Below are 17,750 nucleotides of genomic sequence, written 5' to 3'. Positions count from 1 at the left end.
ATTCCTGGACGAAAGACGCCGCATGGTGAGTTGGCGGCACTATCCCGCCAACTCACCACGGCCTCACCATCCATAGAGATGTCTAACTAGTCCTCGTCATCACCATCGCTCGTGTCAGCCCCTTCCAGCTGCAGCCGCTCAGGCGGAGAAATCGAACGCTCACGACTGTTATCGGGCTGGTCAACCACCTGGCGCGGTGTAATCGGGATGCCGAGAATCTGCGATCGCTCGCTCGTTGACAACGGGTACCGCCACCCCAATACATCGAATGCCGCGGACGCCAAGTCACCCAACACAGCGTTCCGGGCTTCGACCGTCATAGTCTTGAAGTCGACCTCCAAATCCGAGGACACCTCGTCAGTAGGCCGCAGCGTCAGTGAACGCACCCGAAAGTCGTCCTCGATCGTCGAACTGATCGTGTCAACATCAGCGAACACGTTCGACCCATCCTCGGCCGACACCCGAACCCGCCTGGTCATACCCTGCATATCGACCGACGACAGTGTCGCGGTCGACACATTCGGCCACACGTCTTCCCACCGCGCTAACGTTGAGTCGTCCCGGCTACCGCCTTTACGCTTATCCGCAGTGAAATGCACCCGCCACACACCCGCCGTCGCCGCCAGCATCTTCGCCGCCACCGTCCACGACGGATCCGGCCGTTCTTGCTCTAGCGCCTCCGGTGAAAACGACACGATCGCGCGCGCCGCCCGCCACTCCCTCAGATTCGCTACGACCAGGCGGTTGAGATCAGGCAGGTCAATCGTTTCGGCGAGCTGCTCCAACTGCTTGAGCGAGATCATGCCGCCGACATACCGCCAGAACGCGGTGCTATCGAGGGCATTAGCCCGTTCCAGCAGGTACGGGAGCAAGATTCGAAGCTCGTCAAGCTCAAGCTTCCCCCCGATCGCTCGCGGTCGCTCATCAGGATCACTGTCCTGGTCGAACAACGCGGTGTTACCCGTTCGAGCGGCGCGCACGATGTCGGTAGCTCGCCGCAACCGAGTTGCTGCGTCCGGCCGGAACATCTGGCCGACCGTCACCTCGAACGTATCCAAATACGCGATATCACCCTCGAAGTCGTCAGCACCTGGGGTATCTTGCAGCCGCTGCGCTGTTCCACTGATCAACAAGCCTCGGCCGCCGCGCACCACATTGCGACGAAACAGACTCAGCAGCGGATCCGACACTGAACTGATGTCTGCCGTGGCTGGCCTGGAGGTGAATCCGTCGATCGCCGGCGCGTTCGTGACTAACGTATCGGACTCAGCCTCAAGATCGTCTTCAAGGTCGTCGGCGACAGCGGCATCGTCGTGACGCGAATCCAGTGAGAAAAACACCGGAGCGGAGCCACCCAGCAGGTCCACATCCCGCGCCGCCCGCGCCGAACGCAGGTTGTAGCGCAGATATACCTCCCGCTCCTGCTTCGTACCCGGCCACGTCAACACCAGGTCAGGGGCATAGCTGTGATTGAAGTACTCAGTGTCAGTGATGCCAACGCCCGGATCCAGACGCTCGATCTCGCTGATCACAGCGCCCTTGATACCCGCGATCACATCCGTCTGATCGCTCGAGTTCAACGCCGCAGCCACGGCGTCCTGCAACGAGTTGCCCGGCATAGCTACGCGCCTTCCCTCTTCAAGTGCATCATCGCCACTTTCAACTCCTCCGGGCTCAACACCAAGTCCTGCTGACGATCCGACAGCACCAACAACCACAGTCGCTGCGCCACAAGCCGGCACAGGTCGTCATCGATCTCAAACCCGTCCTCAGTCGCTGGCAGCTTGAGCCGCTCCGCGTGCTCGCGAACAGCAGCCCGGACATACTCGTGATGCGTCAGCTTCGGCCAGTTACCCTGGCTAAACGGATGCCAGGTCACCCACATGAATTCCGTCTCGTCGTCCATGTCGTCCCGGCACGCCCGCGCGGTGATGCTGTAGATATCGGCCAGATACTCGATGTACATCGAGCCCTGGCTGCCGACCACCGAATACTTCTTCGCTTCAACCAGCAGCGGGTGCCGCCTCTTCCCCAGGAAGTAGCCAGCTAAGTCATAGACCTTCTTGCTGCCATCAAGCCGCTGACGCGTACAGATCTTCTCATGGTCATACGCCGTCCACGACAGCCGAAGATAGGTCGTGCTCTCCAGGTACTGCTTCGCGCGGAACACGCCCTCCCGGCCAGTCTCTTGCGACTTTTCAGCAGGCATAACCACAGAGCCTAGTAGCCGATCTTCACCACGTCAGCCACTCAAGCGAGACCAAAATCTCCAGGTCACAGCCACGTTACTCGCTACCGCCAAGCGGGTGACACCAGGACGTTCGACAGGGAAGTACTGGTGAGCAGAGCAAGAGAATCCCCGCCGTGAAGCAGCTCGCCGCGGCCGAGGGCATGGGCGCTGCTCCGTGCCGTGAGCACCCGTCCTGCAGCCGGACACGTGGCATCCTCGAATGCAAGATCAATCGCGCTAGACCTCGGGGGGCAAGTATGTACGCGACGTGGCTCAGCGCGGCATCGGTGGTGATCGCGCTCGGATCGCTGCTCTACAACAGGCGCAACACCCGTACCGGGAAGCAATCACTCGACGTCGCCAGCGTCCTGGGGCAAGTCAACTACGAAAACGCCCGCGCCAACTACACCCCAGCAGCCACATTGACCCTGACCGAAGTTGAATTCCGCCCGCCTACGGCACTCGAAGGTGGTCTACTGCAGAGCGAAGCCTAGCTCTGGGCCACCACCTACGAACCTGAGAGCGCCGAAATCGTCGCCCGCGGTCGCTTGGTCAACAACACCGACAACGAACTGCTGCTCACGCTGCACGATCACCCCCAGTCTCGCCGCACCACGTGGTACAGCTACCGCAACCAGTCGCTGTTCCTGCTCGACGGCGTCGAGGTCCAACTCAGCTATGCCATCCTGCCCGCAGGCGGCGAAGTCACGTTCGAGTGGATCGACCGACGCAGCTCGGCCGAATGGATCACCATATACAACCTCGGCACCCGATATCGGGACTGGACCAGCAGCCCGGTGCCGCCGATCCCAGCGTGGCGACGCTACGTGCGAGCGCTCGTCACCCTCGATATCGAGGTGTTCACCAGTCGCGCCATCGCTCGTTCCGGGTTCTACGTTGTCTGCGATTCTCGCGCGGACGAACGAGTAGCGACCATCTGGCACGCGGAGGTCGTCGCCACACCCGTCACACTCGCAGGACGCAACTTCGACACCAACGAGCTCGAGTACGAAACCAACCCTCGTACGGTCACCGGCCCCATCGACGATGACACCATCCGCTACCGCGTCACCTACGACTCGACACTCGCCCTGCTGAAAACTCCGAAGAAGCGATACCTGCACGGACGTTTCTAACCAGCGCCCTTCATTGCCACAGATCACCCCATGACCTGCAGGCCGTGTACCGGCACCGTTCGGGCAAGATGCTCCGATGGAGTGGCCACCCCTCATCACCGCAGCAGCAACCCTCACAGGCGTCTACCTCGGCTACCGAGGCGCGCTGCGCGTACAGCAACGCACCATCCGGCTCGAGCGGCAGCGGCACATCGCCACGGTGGCCGGCGAAGCCCTCGCGGCTGTCGGCGAGCTGCAAACAGCACTCACGACCTACCAGTTGCAGTGGGGCCGCCGCACGACGGCATTGCCGACCATTGCAGTTGCGGCAACCGAACTCATCGTCGCCGGCCGAGACTGGAGGAAAGCTGCCCCCACCGCACTCCGTGCAGCCCACAGTTTTCACCGCGACCGCGAGCACGCTGCACAAATCGCGCTCGCCGCGCCGACCAGTCGCCTGCTGAGCGCGTTAATAGCGGTCTCACTACTCGGGGATCAGCCATTACAGCGTGCCGCCGATCAGCTTCGTGAGGGCGTTGCCGACCTGCTCGCGTCTGTCGGAAATACCAAGGAGTGGAAGCATCACATCACCTTTGATAGCCGCATCCACGATTTCCGCAGCACTGTCGACGACACACTCGAGCAGCTCCACCGGCCTGGCTGGTTACGACGCCAGTGGCAGACGCTATTTCGCCGTGCGGGCACGGCGCGTCAAGCTCTACTCCGCCGCGCAAGGCGGCGTTAGCCAGCCACAGACCCAGCATCGCGTAGATGCGTGTCAATGATGCGAGGGCTACGAACCGTCGAGCAGCTCCCACACCGCTCGGGGGTCTTGCGGTGACCTACCAACCCGGCGCACCAACCCAAACTTCCGCAGCGCCTTCAGCCGTGTCATCGTGGCGGGGCGGCTCATCCCTAACTCGTCCACAATGTCGCCGGTACCCAGTGACCCACCGGCCGACCTCAAGATTTCAAGCACCCGCTGGCTGTCCGGAGGCAGCTGAGCCGCGATCCGCGGATCAATACTCGGCAGGTTCACCAGAATCAGCCGAACCGTGCCCGCGGTCTGCCGATAGATCGGATCAGTCAACCCCACTCGACGCATCTCAGCGAAAATCCGTCGAATACCTTCACCGAGCTCTTGCCCGATTCGCAGATCCGCACACACCCGCGCAATCCGCGGGTTACGCGCAAAACGACTGATCTCCAACGGGTTATTCGGACTCGCCAACCCCGGAAACCTGCCAGGGCTTTCGATCTCAATCCGATTCGGATAGATCTCCACCCGAATGTGATCACCAGCGAGACTGTAGGAGCGGTGGATGACCGCGTTCACCAACCCTTCCAACCACGCATCTCGCGGCACGATCGGAGTCGGACCAAATTTTCCATCCGGCAGCAGGGCCCGCTTCTTCGGCACCAAGCGCTCGATCTCGTCACTGGCCCGCTGCACCACAGTAGGGATGGGTCCCTCGATGCGCAGGTCCATGCCTTCCTCGATGTTCAGCCTGGCACCGGTACCACGCTCGATGTCGAGGAATCGCAAGATACGCACGTATGCCTGCGGAAACAGGTCGCCTGGTGCTCGGCCGAACAGCAAGTAACCGCCGTTGGTTAGCTTGCCGTCGCGGGTCAATAGGCTACGAGCCTGCAGGATCTTCGTGACCGTCGAGGCGCCCGTGGCTCTTCGGTAGAAGTTGAGCAGGTTGCCGTCGACATGGGTCAGGTCGACGCCCTCTGCTACTTCGCCGTCGTAATGGCTTTGCCCCTTCTCGTACTGCAGCTCTTGTCTTTGGCCGAATGTCAGCTTCCGGCTCTCGTCACCTATCCGTAGGTAGCAGTCGCCGGCTTGGGTCTCATGCACCCGCTCGCTTGGGTCGATCCGGATCACTAGCAACACGTCGGGGTCGCCTGCCTCGTTGACGCAGGCGACCTCTTCAAACGTTGCCCTCACAGGCGGCGCGGTGAAGTCGAAGGGGGCTTGGCGAAAGTCGTTCAGCTTGGCACGGTTAGCTGCGAACCCCTGCACCTTGCCACTGTGCAGGCCAACGACGACCGTGCCGCCGTCGGCGTTAGCGAACGCCACCAGCGCAGGAGCTAGGTCCTTGGCCGCCATCCGAGACGATTTGCGGTCAAACCACTGGTCTTCGGCGGCAGCGATCAACCGCGGTCCGACCTGTTCAGGGCCAGCTACCAGCGCCTGATCGACCTCGTTGGCAGTCACAGCGCGTACTCTAAACCTCGTCTAGCAGCCGCTGCGCACACGGTTAACCATAGTTAATAGTAGCCGCCTAGCAGACCTAGTTTCCGCAGGTCAGGGGCTATACCGCCCCTTTCTAGTTACGTTACTAGTAGCGCTGCGTAGCAGAAGGCAGCGGACAGCGACAATCAAGTGGTGAGCTGGCGCCCTGCACCTCACCAAGATGCAAGCACGACCTAACCCAAAGGCTGTCGTACAGCGCAACACTGCTACCTCGGCGGACGCTAGAGAGCTTGAACTCAGAGCGCCGCAGCCCAACCCTTTATGCTCAAGTCACATCGTCGCCCCACCCATGGGGGCAGGCAAGTGCCTCCCGCAATAGCAGCGACAGTCACGCTCGCCGACTACACTCTCCGCATGACACCGCGTACTGTCAGTTACTCCAATGAGCCCGCTACCCGCGACGTTGACGTCCACGAGATCGTTGAACGCGGCATGCTCCATCCAGCGGAGCTAGAGCAGATGCTCGCACGATGCCGCGAGTGGGATGACGAGGAGATCCGCGACGTCCTGCGGTGTTTACTTGTGCACTCCGGCCCACTAGGGATCGATATCGTCCGGCTAGAGCAAGGCGAGCACAGCTCATCTCCTGACACCGAGTACTGGCGGCGGCTACGCGACTACCAGCTGCTCGACAACCACCGGGTCCGGCAGATTCGTGAGCACGGCACCGACGTCGAATGGACCGTGCCCTATCCCTGGGAGGGCATCACCTGGGTACTCGACCTGCTCAACACCTCACCGGACAGCGCACTGCGTGTCATTAGCGCCTATCTCGACTGCCACGCGACCGTGTTGCCAGACGGCCGCCTCGTCGCACTGTGTGACGCCGCCGCTCTGATCAGGGCCTACTACATCGGCCTACCCGAAGACACCCAGGAACGCATCGACCTGCTCACCGGACTCACCCCGCGCCAGTTCGAGCATGTGGTGGCCAACCTCTACCAACGCATGGACTACACCGTGACCCTTACCCGCGAAGTAAAAGACGGCGGTATCGACGTCCTCGCCACCAGCGACGAACCCGGTCGACACGAAAAGCTCTCAATTCAGTGCAAGCTCTCACGTCGGACCATCGGCGTTGACCCCGTCCACAAACACGCCTACGTCGCCGGCGAGGAGAAGTGCACCAAGGCTGTGTTCGTCACGAACTCACGTTTCAGCCCCGACGTACGCGACGAAGCGCGCCGTGACACCCGCCTCGAGCTACTCGATGGGCAACACCTCGTACTCCTGCTGAACCAGCACTTCGGCACCAACTGGCCCCTGCAACTCGAACGCCTGACAACCTTCGTCGAGCTGAACAACGACTAGAACAACGCCTAGTACTTCAGCCGCACTTTGTGATGATGGTCGGGTAGTGTGTCGATCTTGTGCTGAGTGATGATGATCTGGCTGCCTGGGTTACCGGGTTGGATGACCTGTTTGCGCAGGTCGCGGGACGGTTTCATCGGGCTGAACCTCGACGCAGGGCCCGTGCCTATGTGCGTGGCTTGCTTGCGCCGCTGGCCGGCAAGAACGGGTGGACACTGGCCGAGGCTGCCGGGGATATCACCCCGGATGGTATGCAACGTCTGCTCAACGCGGCGGCCTGGGACGCTGACGGCGTCCGTGATGATGTCCGCGACTACGCGATCAGTCACCTGGGTGAGCGTGACGGTGTGTTGATTGTGGACGAGACCGGATTTCTCAAGAAGGGCACCAAATCTGCTGGGGTGCAACGCCAGTATTCCGGCACTGCCGGACGCATCGAGAACTGCCAGCTCGGCGTGTTTTGTGCTTATGCCACAAGCAAAGGACGCACCTTGATCGACCGCGAGCTGTATGTGCCGAAATCCTGGACCAGCGACAGGGAACGCTGCCGCGAGGCAGCGGTTCCCGACGAGGTCGAGTTCGCGACCAAACCCGTGCTCGCGCAGCGGATGCTCGCCCGTGCTCTGGACGCCGGCGTGCCCGCCACCTGGGTCACCGCCGACGAAGCCTACGGCGGTGACTCGAAATTCCGTCGCTGGCTGGAAGATCAGCGGATCGGCTATGTCGTGGCCGTGCCCAGCAGCCAGACCATCCCCGCGGTGGCCGGCACGTCCCGCGCCGACGCGCTCGTCGCCCACGCACCCGCTGACGCGTGGAAACGCCGAAGCTGTGGAGACGGCGCCAAAGGACCACGGATGTTCGACTGGGCCGTCGCCGAACTACCCACCTATTCCGACACCACTCCACCCGTCTGGGGCCGCTGGTTACTCGCCCGCCGTTCGTTGACCCGCAACAGTAAAGGAAAGTATGAGATCGCCTACTACTTGTGTTGCGCCCCAACAGGAACGATCGATCAGGAACTAATCCGGGTCGCTGGGGCACGCTGGGCGATCGAGGACTGCTTCCAGACCGCTAAGACCGACATCGGCCTGGATCAGTACCAGGTACGCCGCTACGACGCCTGGTACCGGCACATCACCCTGGCCATGCTCGCCCATACCTACCTGGCCGTCACCGCCGCGATAGCCCCAAAAGCCCTGATAGCGGCCTCATCCCAATCACACTGGGCGAGGTCAAGCGTCTCCTGGCACACCTGATCACCACCCCGCTCGACCGCCTCGCGACCTGGGCCTGGTCACACTGGCGCCGACGCCATCAACACCGGGCCCGGCAAGCCCACTACCAGCGAAGACAGACCACTAATCACGAAGTGCGGCTGGAGTACTAGGTTTCGGCGGACACGGTCGACATGCAGGTACGGCTCACATGGCTGTCGTCGGCAACACCAGCGGAGTCGGCGCCATGTCGGTTGACGCTGTCGACCAGCGGACGCACGGAATCCCGCAGCGTCCGCTGGACAAAAATTGGCGGCGTCACGGCTGCCCCAGGGCGGCTGCCGCGGCGTTCATCCTCTCGGTCCTCGGAGTCCTCAGAGCTAGGCGATGATCTGTGATCATCCCGGCGACTGCTGACCACAAAGAGACTACAGCGCAGCCACCTCTTCGGCACGTACCTCCGCTTCCTCAAGAACTTGCACCGAAAGGAACGTCGTGGCAGACGACTCGCGCCATGCAGAAGTATCTCCGGTGCGGGACCTCATACGATCCCTTCGTCCATCTCCTCGCCGAGCGCGATCTGGGCCGAGACGGCACGCGCCACGGCTTCGACGGTCGGCGCCGCATACAGAGTGGAAAGTGACAGAGTGAAGCCGAGTCTGGTGCGCATTGCCGCTATGAGCCTAGTGGCACGAAGACTATCTCCGCCGAGCGTGAAGAAGTTCTGCTCGCGTCCGATGTGGTCGAGTTCGAGCAAATTGGTCCAGATCTCCGCGATCGTTGTCTCCAAGGCGCCGACGGGTGCCAGCGAACCGGCCTGATCCGCCTCTCGGGCGATGGTCGCGATCGCGGCTCGGTCGACCTTGCCGTTGGCGGTGAGTGGCAGGCTGTCCACTGCGGTAACCTTTTCCGGGTGCATGTGCGCGGGCAGCAACGTCGCGACGTGAGACTGGACCAGCTCGACCGATGTTCGAGTAACCACTGCCGCAACAAGCCGGCGATCAGTGGTTACGGAGGCCGCTGCGCGGACAACGCCCGGTGTGGCCTCGAATGCCGCTTCGATCTCGCCGAGCTCGATGCGGTGACCACGGATCTTTACCTGCTGGTCGACTCGCCCCAGGAATTCTAGTGTGCCATCCGTCCAATAGCGGCCGAGGTCCCCCGTCCGATACCAACGATCGCGCGTCGAGTATTCGACGAAGTGGGCTGCGGTCTGCTCAGACGCACCACGATAGCCCTGTGCCACGCCCTCACCACCGATCCAGAGCTCGCCGGTGACCCAGTCCGGGCAGTCCCGGCCAATGTTGTCCACAACACGGAATCGCTGGTTACGCAGCGGAGTGCCATAAGGGATGGAGGTCCATGCCGGGTCCACTAGTACAACCTCGTTGAAGTTCGACCAGATCGCCGCCTCGGTCGCCCCGCCGAGCGCGATGAACCGGCACTCCGGAGCGCGTGCGGACAGCCGACCGGGCAGATCCAGGCCGACCCAGTCGCCGGAAACCAACACGATCCGTAGCGGCAATTCTTCCACAGCGGCGACGAGTAGCATGTCGAGCAGTGCGGGAACTGTGTTCCAGATCGTGACGCCGTGCGCGGTGACCAGCTCGTTCCAGCGGTGCGCGTCGCGGCGATCGTCCTCACCGATCGTGACGACTGCTCCGCCGACCGACAACGGACCGAAGATGTCGTACACGGACAGGTCGAAATCAAGCGCGGACACGGCCAGCAGCCGGTCTTCGCGGCCGACAGCGAAACGCCCGTTGACGTCGGCGATGGTATTCAGCGCGGCCCGATGTGTGATCTCCACTCCTTTGGGCTCGCCGGTCGAACCGGACGTGAAGATCACGTACGCCAATTCGGCGGCGGGCCGGCAGGCGGGCAGCGGGTCGGCAGGCTGCGCAAGCAGATCGGCGGTTACGACGAGATCCACCCCCGCGAGGTCCAGCATGCGGGCCCGGCGCGCCGACGGCTGATCGACCCCGATCGGCACGTAGGTGCACCCCGCGGCGAGCACACCGAGCACCGCGATCAGCTGATCGGGCCCCTTGGGCAACGTGATGGCGACAGTGCCGCCAGGCACCGCACCCCGTTGCCCGAGTGCGGCGGCCAGCCGCAGCGCCCGGTCGGCGAGCTCGCCGTAGGTCAGCGCGCCGACAACCGCCATCCGGTCCGGCTCCTCAGCCGCCAGCCGAAAAAAGTCGGTGTGCAATGCACCTTCAGGCACCGGGCAGCCGGTTGCATTCACCGCGGCGCGCACTTCGCGCTGCCGGGCGGGTAGCAGGTCGGGAACCGGCTCCTGCCATGGAGCGGTGGCCAGTCGGTCCACCAGCGTCAAGTATGCCTCGAACATGTCGTCCAGCAGGCCTGGAGGGAACAGTTCCTCGACCGCGTCCCAGTTCAGCTGGACACCACCATCGACCTCGATGACCTGGTGGTCGAGCCATACCTGCGGCGTCTGGGAGACGCCCCATACGTTGTCGGCAAACAGAGTACTGCCCGGAGGTGGATCCGCCGAGACGCCCAGGGCGCTGGTGAACACAACCGGCATGGTCGTGTTCGGGTCCCCGGTGGTCCGGGCCAGCTCCCGCAATACCCACACGGCCGAGACGTCACGGTGGTCGAGCGCACCCCACAACTCCTCCTGAACCTGGCGTACCCGGTCGAGCCACGTCCCGTCAGGGGTCGGACGGCACGCCACCAGGAGCAGCGAGGTGAAGTCGCCCAGCACGCGATCGATGTCAGGGTGAACCTCCTTGCGGTCGAAGAGCGTGACGTTGATTGTCAAATCCGAACAGGCGCTCCACCTACCCAGCACCTCCGCGAACGCCGTCATCAGAACCGCGGACGGCGTCAGCCCGTGTTCCCTGGACCGATCCACGATCACGCGCCACCGCGCCGGTTCGACCGTCGCGGACCGCCGATCGAACCACGGGACAACCACAGCGTCAGGGTCCTTCGCCAGCGGCAGCCGCGGCGCGGGTGGCAAGTCCGGCAACAACCCACTCCAGTAAGCTTCGGCCCGGTCCGCGCCTGCTCGCTCGACGCCTAGCACATAGTCGCGGAACGACACCCCGATCGGGGGGAGTTCGATGTCCGGATTCTCATACAGCGACGCGAGTTCGACATAAAAGTTCAGGATACTCAACGCGTCGAGCACCAAATTGTCCATGCCGACGGCGAGCCTGGTGCGGCGACCGGACCGAGCCGCTCGCACAGTGAACAGTGGCCAGACGGCTGGATCGAACAGGGTGTGCGAGGTGGTCGCGCGGAGTTCGTCGAACCCGCCGTCGATCAGCTCCACCCGGAACCACGGCACCTCCGGCAGCACCCGCTGATCGCCGCTTTCGTCGAAGACAGCGCGCAACATCTCGTGCCGACGGACGAGCCGGTTGACGGCGGTCTCCAGCCGGGACAGATCGAGGTCGTCCACGTCGTATTCACGATAGAAGTGGCAACCGACACCCCCGAGGGTGAAGCCCTCGTCGCGCCCTAGCCAGTACGCGCGCTGGACTTCCGTCGGAGGGAACGGCTCATGCCGATTCGCTGGATCGGCGGCGAGTGCGAAGGGGACGTCTTGCACCGAGGACAGCGTGAGTCCGGCGGCAAATTCGGCCAGTACCGGACGGGCAAAGAGATCGCTCAGGGATATACCGGAGAGGCCTGCCGCGCGCAGCTTTCCGATCAGCCTGGTCGCCAGCAGAGAGTCTCCGCCGAGGGCGAAGAAGTCGTGCTCACGGCCGATTTCTGCGTTCGGCAACACGTCCGCCCACGCAGCCGCGACCAGTCGTTCGACCTCGCCGTCGGGCGCGGTGACCGCCACCTCTTCGCCGCGATGGTCGTCCAGTCTTTGCGACAGCAGCCCGCGGTCGATTTTACCATTCGCGGTCAGCGGCAGCGACGGAAACACCGAGATGACGTCGGGCCGCATCGACGCCGGCAACCACTCCATAAGGAAGTCCTTCAGCGCCGCAGAGCCCGCTGTCCCGGTTACGGCGGCGGCCAGCCTGCTGCTCACCGTTACGACCACTGCGGCACCAGTCACGCCAGGATGCGCATTCAGCGCCGCCTCGACCTCGCCGAGTTCGACACGGTGACCACGAATCTTGACCTGGTGATCGTCGCGGCCAAGGAACTCCAGCCCACCATCAGGCAGATACCGCGCACGATCACCCGTTCGATACCAGCGAGTCCCCGCGAACTCCAAGAATTTCTCCCGTGTGCGGACGGGATCACCCCGATAGCCGCGCGCGACGCCCGCGCCGCCGATCCATAACTCCCCCGCGACCCCGTCCGGACGGTCACGGCCGAGCGGATCGACCACGCGGCACTTGACATTGTCCAATGGCTTGCCATAGGGCACACAAGTCCATTCTGGATCGACTGTGGCGACTTCACACACTGTCGAATGGATGGCGGTCTCAGTGGTGCCACCCAGTCCGGCGAAGCGGCACTCCGGCGCGTACTCGGCGAGTCTGCCGGGCAGGTCGGTGGTGACGCGATCGCCGCCGAGCAGCACCACGCGCAACGGCAACGGCTCCTGCGCGACGGTAAGCACCATGTCGAGCAGCGCGGGGACACAGTTGAGCACGGTGGCCCGGTGCCGCACCAGCGAATCGACCCACACGAAAGCGTCACGACGACCGGAATCGCGGACGCACACCACCGCGCCGCCCGCCGACAGCGGACCGAACAGGTCGTAGACCGACAGGTCGAACTCCAGCTCGGACAACGCAAGCGTCCGGTCCTCCGCCCCGATGCCGAAGCGGTGATTGAGGTCGTCGACAGTGTTGGCCGCCGCGGCATGGGTGATCTCGACGCCCTTGGGCTCACCGGTCGAACCTGAGGTGTAAATGACATACGCGAGGGCGGATTCGTCACCGCTCATGGGTTCCGCAAGCGGCTGCGTCCCACTCGCCGGGGCGAGGTCGTCCAGCAACAGTGTCACCCCAGCGGTCGCCAAGATCCGCTCTCGTCGCGCTGCCGGCTGGTCCACACCCAGCGGCAGGTACGCCGCGCCTGCGGCGAGGACACCGAGCACCGCAGCCACCTGATCCGGCCCCTTGGGCAGCGACACGGCCACCAGGTGACCGGGCCCCGCCCCCTCGGCGGTCAAGTGGCCTGCGATCCGTAGAGCGTGTTCGGCCAGTTCGCCGTAGGTAACGGACTGGCCGTTGCAGATGACCGCGAGCGCGTCGGGGCACACGGTAGCGTGGTAGAAGAACGAGTCGTGCAGACGCCGTGCCCGCCGTACCACCTTCGTGTCGTTGACCTCGGCACGCGCGAGCAACTGAGCGGCCGGGACCAGATCGGGGGGCTCCGACCAGGCGTCCTCGTCCTCGATGAGCCGATCGAGGAGCGCGCTGTAAGCGGCGAACATCGCCTCCGGCACACCCGGGACGAAGACGTCTTCACGCAAGTCCCAGTTCACCAGCAGGCCGCCGTCGAGTTCGGTCACCTGCGCGTCGAGCCACACCTGTGGACCTTGGGAGATGATCCACGCGGCCTGGCCGAAAGTGCCGGTGACCTCGGGCGCGAATAGTTCACCCAAACCGAGCGCACTCGTGTAGACGACGGGCGCGAGCATCTGTTCGCCGTGCAAGCGCGTGAGGTCACGCAGCACCTCGACACCGGAGTAGCCGGTATGCGCCACGTCGGCATGGAATCGCTGTTGCAGTAGCGACGCCCGGTCGGCGAACGAACCGGGCGCAGCACCGTCCCATTCCAGCAGTAACGACGAGGTGAAGTCGCCGACCAGCGAATCCACCTCATCGTGCAGCGGTTGGCGATCGAACAGGGGCAGGTTGAGCATGAACTGCGGCTCGGCGCTCCACGCGGTCAGGGTCTCGGCGAACACGGCCGCCAGTGCCATCGCCGTAGTCAGCCCGTGGCGGCGGGCCGAGCGCTCGACCGCCCGTACCGATTCCGGCCTGAGCCAACGGTGATGGCGCGCCACGGCGGGCTCACCGCCGACGTGGGTGGCCGGGAGCTGGGGCGCTCCGGGCATCGTCGGCAGCCGGGCCGTCCAGTGCTCCCGCGCCGCTTCCTTACCGCTGTTCCTCCGTTCCGCCAGGTAGCGAGGATAGCTGTACGTCAGTGGGGCAAGGGTCTCCCCAGCGTAGCTTCGGGCGAGGTCGGCGAGGATCACACGCAGACTTAAGGCGTCGGCCACGATCATATCCAGGTTAACGTGCATTCGCGTGCCGCCTTCCGGCAGCAGGGAAAGCTGGATGTCGAACACTTCGCCCGACCCGATATCCATTTTGCGGTGGGAAAGCGAGGCGCGCCGTTCGTCCAGTGTGGACTGATCGACCCAGGGGTGGACACGCAAGCCCGGCCACGGGGTCTCGGCGAGCACTCTTTGGGTTCCGTCGTCCAGTACTACCGCGCGCAGCATCCCGTGCCGGACGAACAGCGCCCGGACGGCGGTCTCCAGCTGCTCCGGATCGACGTCCGCGCCGTCGAACTCATGATAGAAATGCGCGTCGACGCCACCCAGCCGCTGCCCCGGCGCGCGGCCGACCCAGTAGGCGTGCTGCATGAGCGCCAACGCGAATGGCGCGGCTTCGTCGATCTTCACATCGGGCTGGGCGGTCTCTCCGAACTCGACAGCCAGAACGGCACGCCATGCGGCGAGGGTTGGCGTGGCGACGAGGTCGGCGAAGGTGACATCCACACCGGCTTTGCGCCATGCGCCGGCCAGCCGCATCATTGTGATCGAGTCCAGGCCGAGCTCGATGAGGTTCTCGTGCTCGCCGATCTCCTCGACAGACATGTCGAGGAGATCGGCGACCAGCTCCGCTAAGGGGTCGGGGAGGGCACAGGGGCGTTTCGTGGTCACGATCGAATCTCCAGAGTGGACAGGGCCTTGCGGTCGACCTTGCCGAGGCCGTTACGGGGGAACGACCTCACGAACCGGACTCGGTCCGGCTGTTTGAAAGCCGCGACGCCGAGTTCGGTAAGGTGAGCGATGAGATCTTTGCGAGTAGGAGGCGTGCCGCGCGCTACCACGTAGGCGCAACTCCGCTCCCCCAGCACGTCGTCGGGGATTCCGACAACCGCGACGTCGTGCACGGCGGGATGAGCCATCAACAGGTTCTCCACCTCTTCGACGGGGATCTTGTCCCCGCCGCGGTTAATCACGTCATTGACCCGGCCCTCGACGACGAGTTCTCCGCTCGGCAGACGGCGTACGAGATCTCCGGTGCGGTAGTAACCGTCGGAGGTGAACGCGCCAGCGTTGTGCTCGGCGGCCCGGTAGTAACCACGGATGGTGTACGGCCCCCGGACGAGCAGTTCGCCGACGTCTCCCGGTGGCACCGGCTCCTCGCCATCGGTTACGACCCGCACCTCGTCGTCCGCGCAGAGCGGTCTGCCCTGCGTGTCGTTGACGATGGCATCCGGATCACCGAAGCGCGTGAAGTTCAGCAGGCCTTCGGCCATGCCGTAAACCTGCTGAAGCGCGCAGCCCAGCAGCGGGGTAACCCGTCGAGCGGCTTCGGCTTTGAGCCTGGAACCCCCTACCTGAAGGAGTCCCAGGCTTGAAAGATCCACGGTGGACTCCTCGGGCTCCTCAGCGGCATCCAGCCACACCAGCACCAGCGGTGGCACGAGCGCCGTTGCAGTGACGCGCTCGGCCTTGATCAGCGGGAACACCGCCCCGGGGTCCGCGCCGGCGCCCAGCACGACCGTGCCGCCCGTCGACAAGGTACCCAGCACGCCAGGGCAGGCGAGCGGGAAGTTGTGCGCCATCGGCAATACCGCCAGGTAACGTGTGTCGCCGTTGAATCCGCAAAGCTTTGCGCTCGCCCGAATGTTGTAGTCGTAGTCATTGTGAGTGCGCGGGACCAGCTTGGGCAGCCCGGTCGTACCGCCGGACAGCAACAGCACGGCGATGTCATCCGGACCAGGCCCCTCTCCCGGCTCACCCTCGGCCGCCACGTCCTCGATCGCTGTGAACTCGCCGGGATCGCCGACGACGAACACGTGCTCAATCTCCGGGACGGCGTAGGCTAGGTTCCGTAATTCGGAGGCGACGACATACGCCACCGGGGTCGCGAGCCGGGCCAGGTGGACGATTTCCGTCCGGCGGTGCGGTAGCAGTGCGAGCACCGGCACCGCACCGATCCGGAACAGCGCGAAGGTCAGCGACAGGAACTCGGCGACGTTGGGCAGATGTACCAGGACGCGGTCGCCGTGCCCGATTCCCCGTGCCCGGAGTCCGCAAGCCAGGCGAGTCGCTCTCGAGTTCAATTCGGCGTAGGACCAGCGCCGGGCTCCGTCGACCACCGCGGTCCGCGACGGCCACCTCCGTGCGCCGTCGTCGAGCAACGCGCCGAGGGTACGGTCCCGCCAGTACCCGCGCTCGCGGTAGTACCGGGCGAACTCGTCCGGCCAGGGGACGAAACCGGCGGTCATCGCAGCCTCAGCACCAACGATTCGAGACCGTGCATGGCCGTGCTGTCGCGCCAGCGCAGATCGTCCACAGCGGAGAGGACCTCGATACCGGTGAACCGGTCCAGCAAGCGGCCGAAGGCGATCTCCCCCTCCAGCCGGGCCAGCCGCGCTCCGAGGCAGAAGTGCAGGCCGTGGCCGAAGGCGAGGTGACCGCCCATCGGCCGGGTGATGTCGAGCCTGTCGGGGTCGGTGAAGCGGGAGGGGTCGCGGTTCGCCGCCAGCCACGACACCATGACGAAGTCCCCGGCCGGGATCACCACACCTGCCATCTCGACCTCTTCGGTGGTGTAGCGCGGCGAGGACAGGATGTTCGGCGTCTCGTGCCGCAGAAACTCCTCGATCGCGGTCGGCATCAGGCTCCGGTCTGCCCGCAGCAGGGCGAGCTGGTCAGTGTGCCGGGACAGGCTGAGGACGCCGCCGCTGATCAGGTTCACCGTGGTCTCGAATCCGCCGATGAGCAGCACGACGGAAACCGCGATCAGCTCCGACGGCGAGAGGCGATCGCCGTCTTCACTGGCGTGCACGAGCTGGGACAGCAGATCGTCTTCGGGGATCTCGCGTTTGGCCGCGATCAACCCGTGCAGGTAGTCCGCCATCTGCATGGTCGCCGCGCCCGCGGCTTCGCTCGCCCCGCAGTCGACCATGGTCTTCGACCACGCGGTGAACTGTTCGCGGTCGTCGAACGGCACGCCGAGCAGCTCGGTGATGACCCGGATCGGCAGCGGGTAGGCGTAGGCCTCCAGCAGTTCCACCGAGTCCCGGCCGGTCATCGCGTCTAGCAGCTCGTCCGCGATCTGCTCGATCCGCGGCCGCAGGGGCGCGATGGCCCGGCCGGTGAACGTCTTCGCGACCAGCTTGCGCAGCCGGGTGTGATCCGGCGGATCCAGGTTGAGCAGATTCATCGCGAAGTCCTCGGAAAAAGGACTCTCGTCGTCTTCGCCAAGGGCCATCCGGTGCATCCGGTCATAGACGCGCTGGCTGCTGAACCGGGGATCGGTCGCGACGGCCCTGGCCTCCTCGTAGCCGGTGACGAGCCAGACCGGCAGGCCGCTGGGCAGTACGACATGGCGGATCGGTGCGCTCTCACGCAGCTTCGCTCCGACGCGGTGCGCGTCCTGGACGAATTCCTCGCCGAGGACGAGCGATCCGGTTGTGGTCAT

11 protein-coding genes are annotated in these 17,750 nt (G+C 64.4%); 5 read left to right on the top strand and 6 right to left on the bottom strand.

Annotated elements, in window-relative coordinates; translation table 11 throughout:
• Positions 1 to 86: 86 nt before the first annotated feature.
• The gene (locus BLW75_RS34520; protein ID WP_034324665.1) at positions 87 to 1,619 is read right to left on the bottom strand and encodes a hypothetical protein; all 1,533 of its coding nucleotides are present in this window, start codon (positions 1,617 to 1,619) and stop codon (positions 87 to 89) included.
• A gap of 2 nt (positions 1,620 to 1,621) precedes the next feature.
• The gene (locus BLW75_RS34515; RefSeq protein WP_091598946.1) at positions 1,622 to 2,209 is read right to left on the bottom strand and encodes a hypothetical protein; all 588 of its coding nucleotides are present in this window, start codon (positions 2,207 to 2,209) and stop codon (positions 1,622 to 1,624) included.
• Positions 2,210 to 2,364: 155 nt separating this feature from the next.
• On the opposite strand from BLW75_RS34515, the gene BLW75_RS42500 reads away from it, so the two are divergent.
• The 3 genes from BLW75_RS42500 to BLW75_RS42495 all read left to right on the top strand — a co-directional run bounded on the left by BLW75_RS42500 (position 2,365) and on the right by BLW75_RS42495 (position 4,090).
• Complete coding sequence (locus BLW75_RS42500) at positions 2,365 to 2,724, top strand: hypothetical protein (protein WP_143055395.1); 360 nt, start codon at positions 2,365 to 2,367, stop codon at positions 2,722 to 2,724.
• Between the two features lie 54 nt (positions 2,725 to 2,778).
• On the top strand, positions 2,779 to 3,366 hold the full coding sequence (locus BLW75_RS34505; RefSeq protein ID WP_034324656.1) for a hypothetical protein: 588 nt from the start codon (positions 2,779 to 2,781) through the stop codon (positions 3,364 to 3,366).
• Positions 3,367 to 3,442: 76 nt separating this feature from the next.
• Positions 3,443 to 4,090: a hypothetical protein gene (locus tag BLW75_RS42495; RefSeq protein WP_143055394.1), complete on the top strand. Its 648-nt coding sequence runs from the start codon at positions 3,443 to 3,445 to the stop codon at positions 4,088 to 4,090.
• 48 nt (positions 4,091 to 4,138) lie between these two features.
• Here BLW75_RS42495 and BLW75_RS34500 read toward each other — a convergent pair whose 3' ends face one another.
• On the bottom strand, positions 4,139 to 5,569 hold the full coding sequence (locus BLW75_RS34500) for an ATP-binding protein (RefSeq protein ID WP_198935869.1): 1,431 nt from the start codon (positions 5,567 to 5,569) through the stop codon (positions 4,139 to 4,141).
• A gap of 393 nt (positions 5,570 to 5,962) precedes the next feature.
• Between BLW75_RS34500 and BLW75_RS34495 the strand changes: the two genes are divergently transcribed.
• Together BLW75_RS34495 and BLW75_RS34490 are read left to right on the top strand one after the other, a co-directional pair.
• Positions 5,963 to 6,919 (top strand): restriction endonuclease, encoded by a 957-nt coding sequence (locus BLW75_RS34495; protein WP_158005453.1) that lies wholly within the window; start codon positions 5,963 to 5,965, stop codon positions 6,917 to 6,919.
• Positions 6,920 to 6,978: 59 nt separating this feature from the next.
• Complete coding sequence (locus BLW75_RS34490) at positions 6,979 to 8,175, top strand: IS701 family transposase (RefSeq protein ID WP_091598934.1); 1,197 nt, start codon at positions 6,979 to 6,981, stop codon at positions 8,173 to 8,175.
• Positions 8,176 to 8,674: 499 nt separating this feature from the next.
• Here BLW75_RS34490 and BLW75_RS34485 read toward each other — a convergent pair whose 3' ends face one another.
• The 3 genes from BLW75_RS34485 to BLW75_RS34475 are packed head-to-tail and all read right to left on the bottom strand — an operon-like array spanning position 8,675 to position 17,750.
• Positions 8,675 to 14,974 carry a non-ribosomal peptide synthetase gene (locus BLW75_RS34485; RefSeq protein WP_241784159.1) on the bottom strand — a complete coding sequence of 2,100 codons (6,300 nt, stop codon included), beginning with the start codon at positions 14,972 to 14,974 and terminating at the stop codon, positions 8,675 to 8,677.
• Positions 14,971 to 16,551: a (2,3-dihydroxybenzoyl)adenylate synthase gene (locus BLW75_RS34480; protein WP_034323947.1), complete on the bottom strand. Its 1,581-nt coding sequence runs from the start codon at positions 16,549 to 16,551 to the stop codon at positions 14,971 to 14,973. The genes BLW75_RS34485 and BLW75_RS34480 overlap by 4 nt, the downstream gene beginning before the upstream one ends.
• Positions 16,548 to 17,750: a cytochrome P450 family protein gene (locus BLW75_RS34475; RefSeq protein WP_034323944.1), complete on the bottom strand. Its 1,203-nt coding sequence runs from the start codon at positions 17,748 to 17,750 to the stop codon at positions 16,548 to 16,550. The genes BLW75_RS34480 and BLW75_RS34475 overlap by 4 nt, the downstream gene beginning before the upstream one ends.

This window comes from Amycolatopsis lurida, assembly GCF_900105055.1.
Classification (GTDB): domain Bacteria; phylum Actinomycetota; class Actinomycetes; order Mycobacteriales; family Pseudonocardiaceae; genus Amycolatopsis; species Amycolatopsis lurida.
This window is presented reverse-complemented; position numbering and strand designations above follow the sequence as displayed.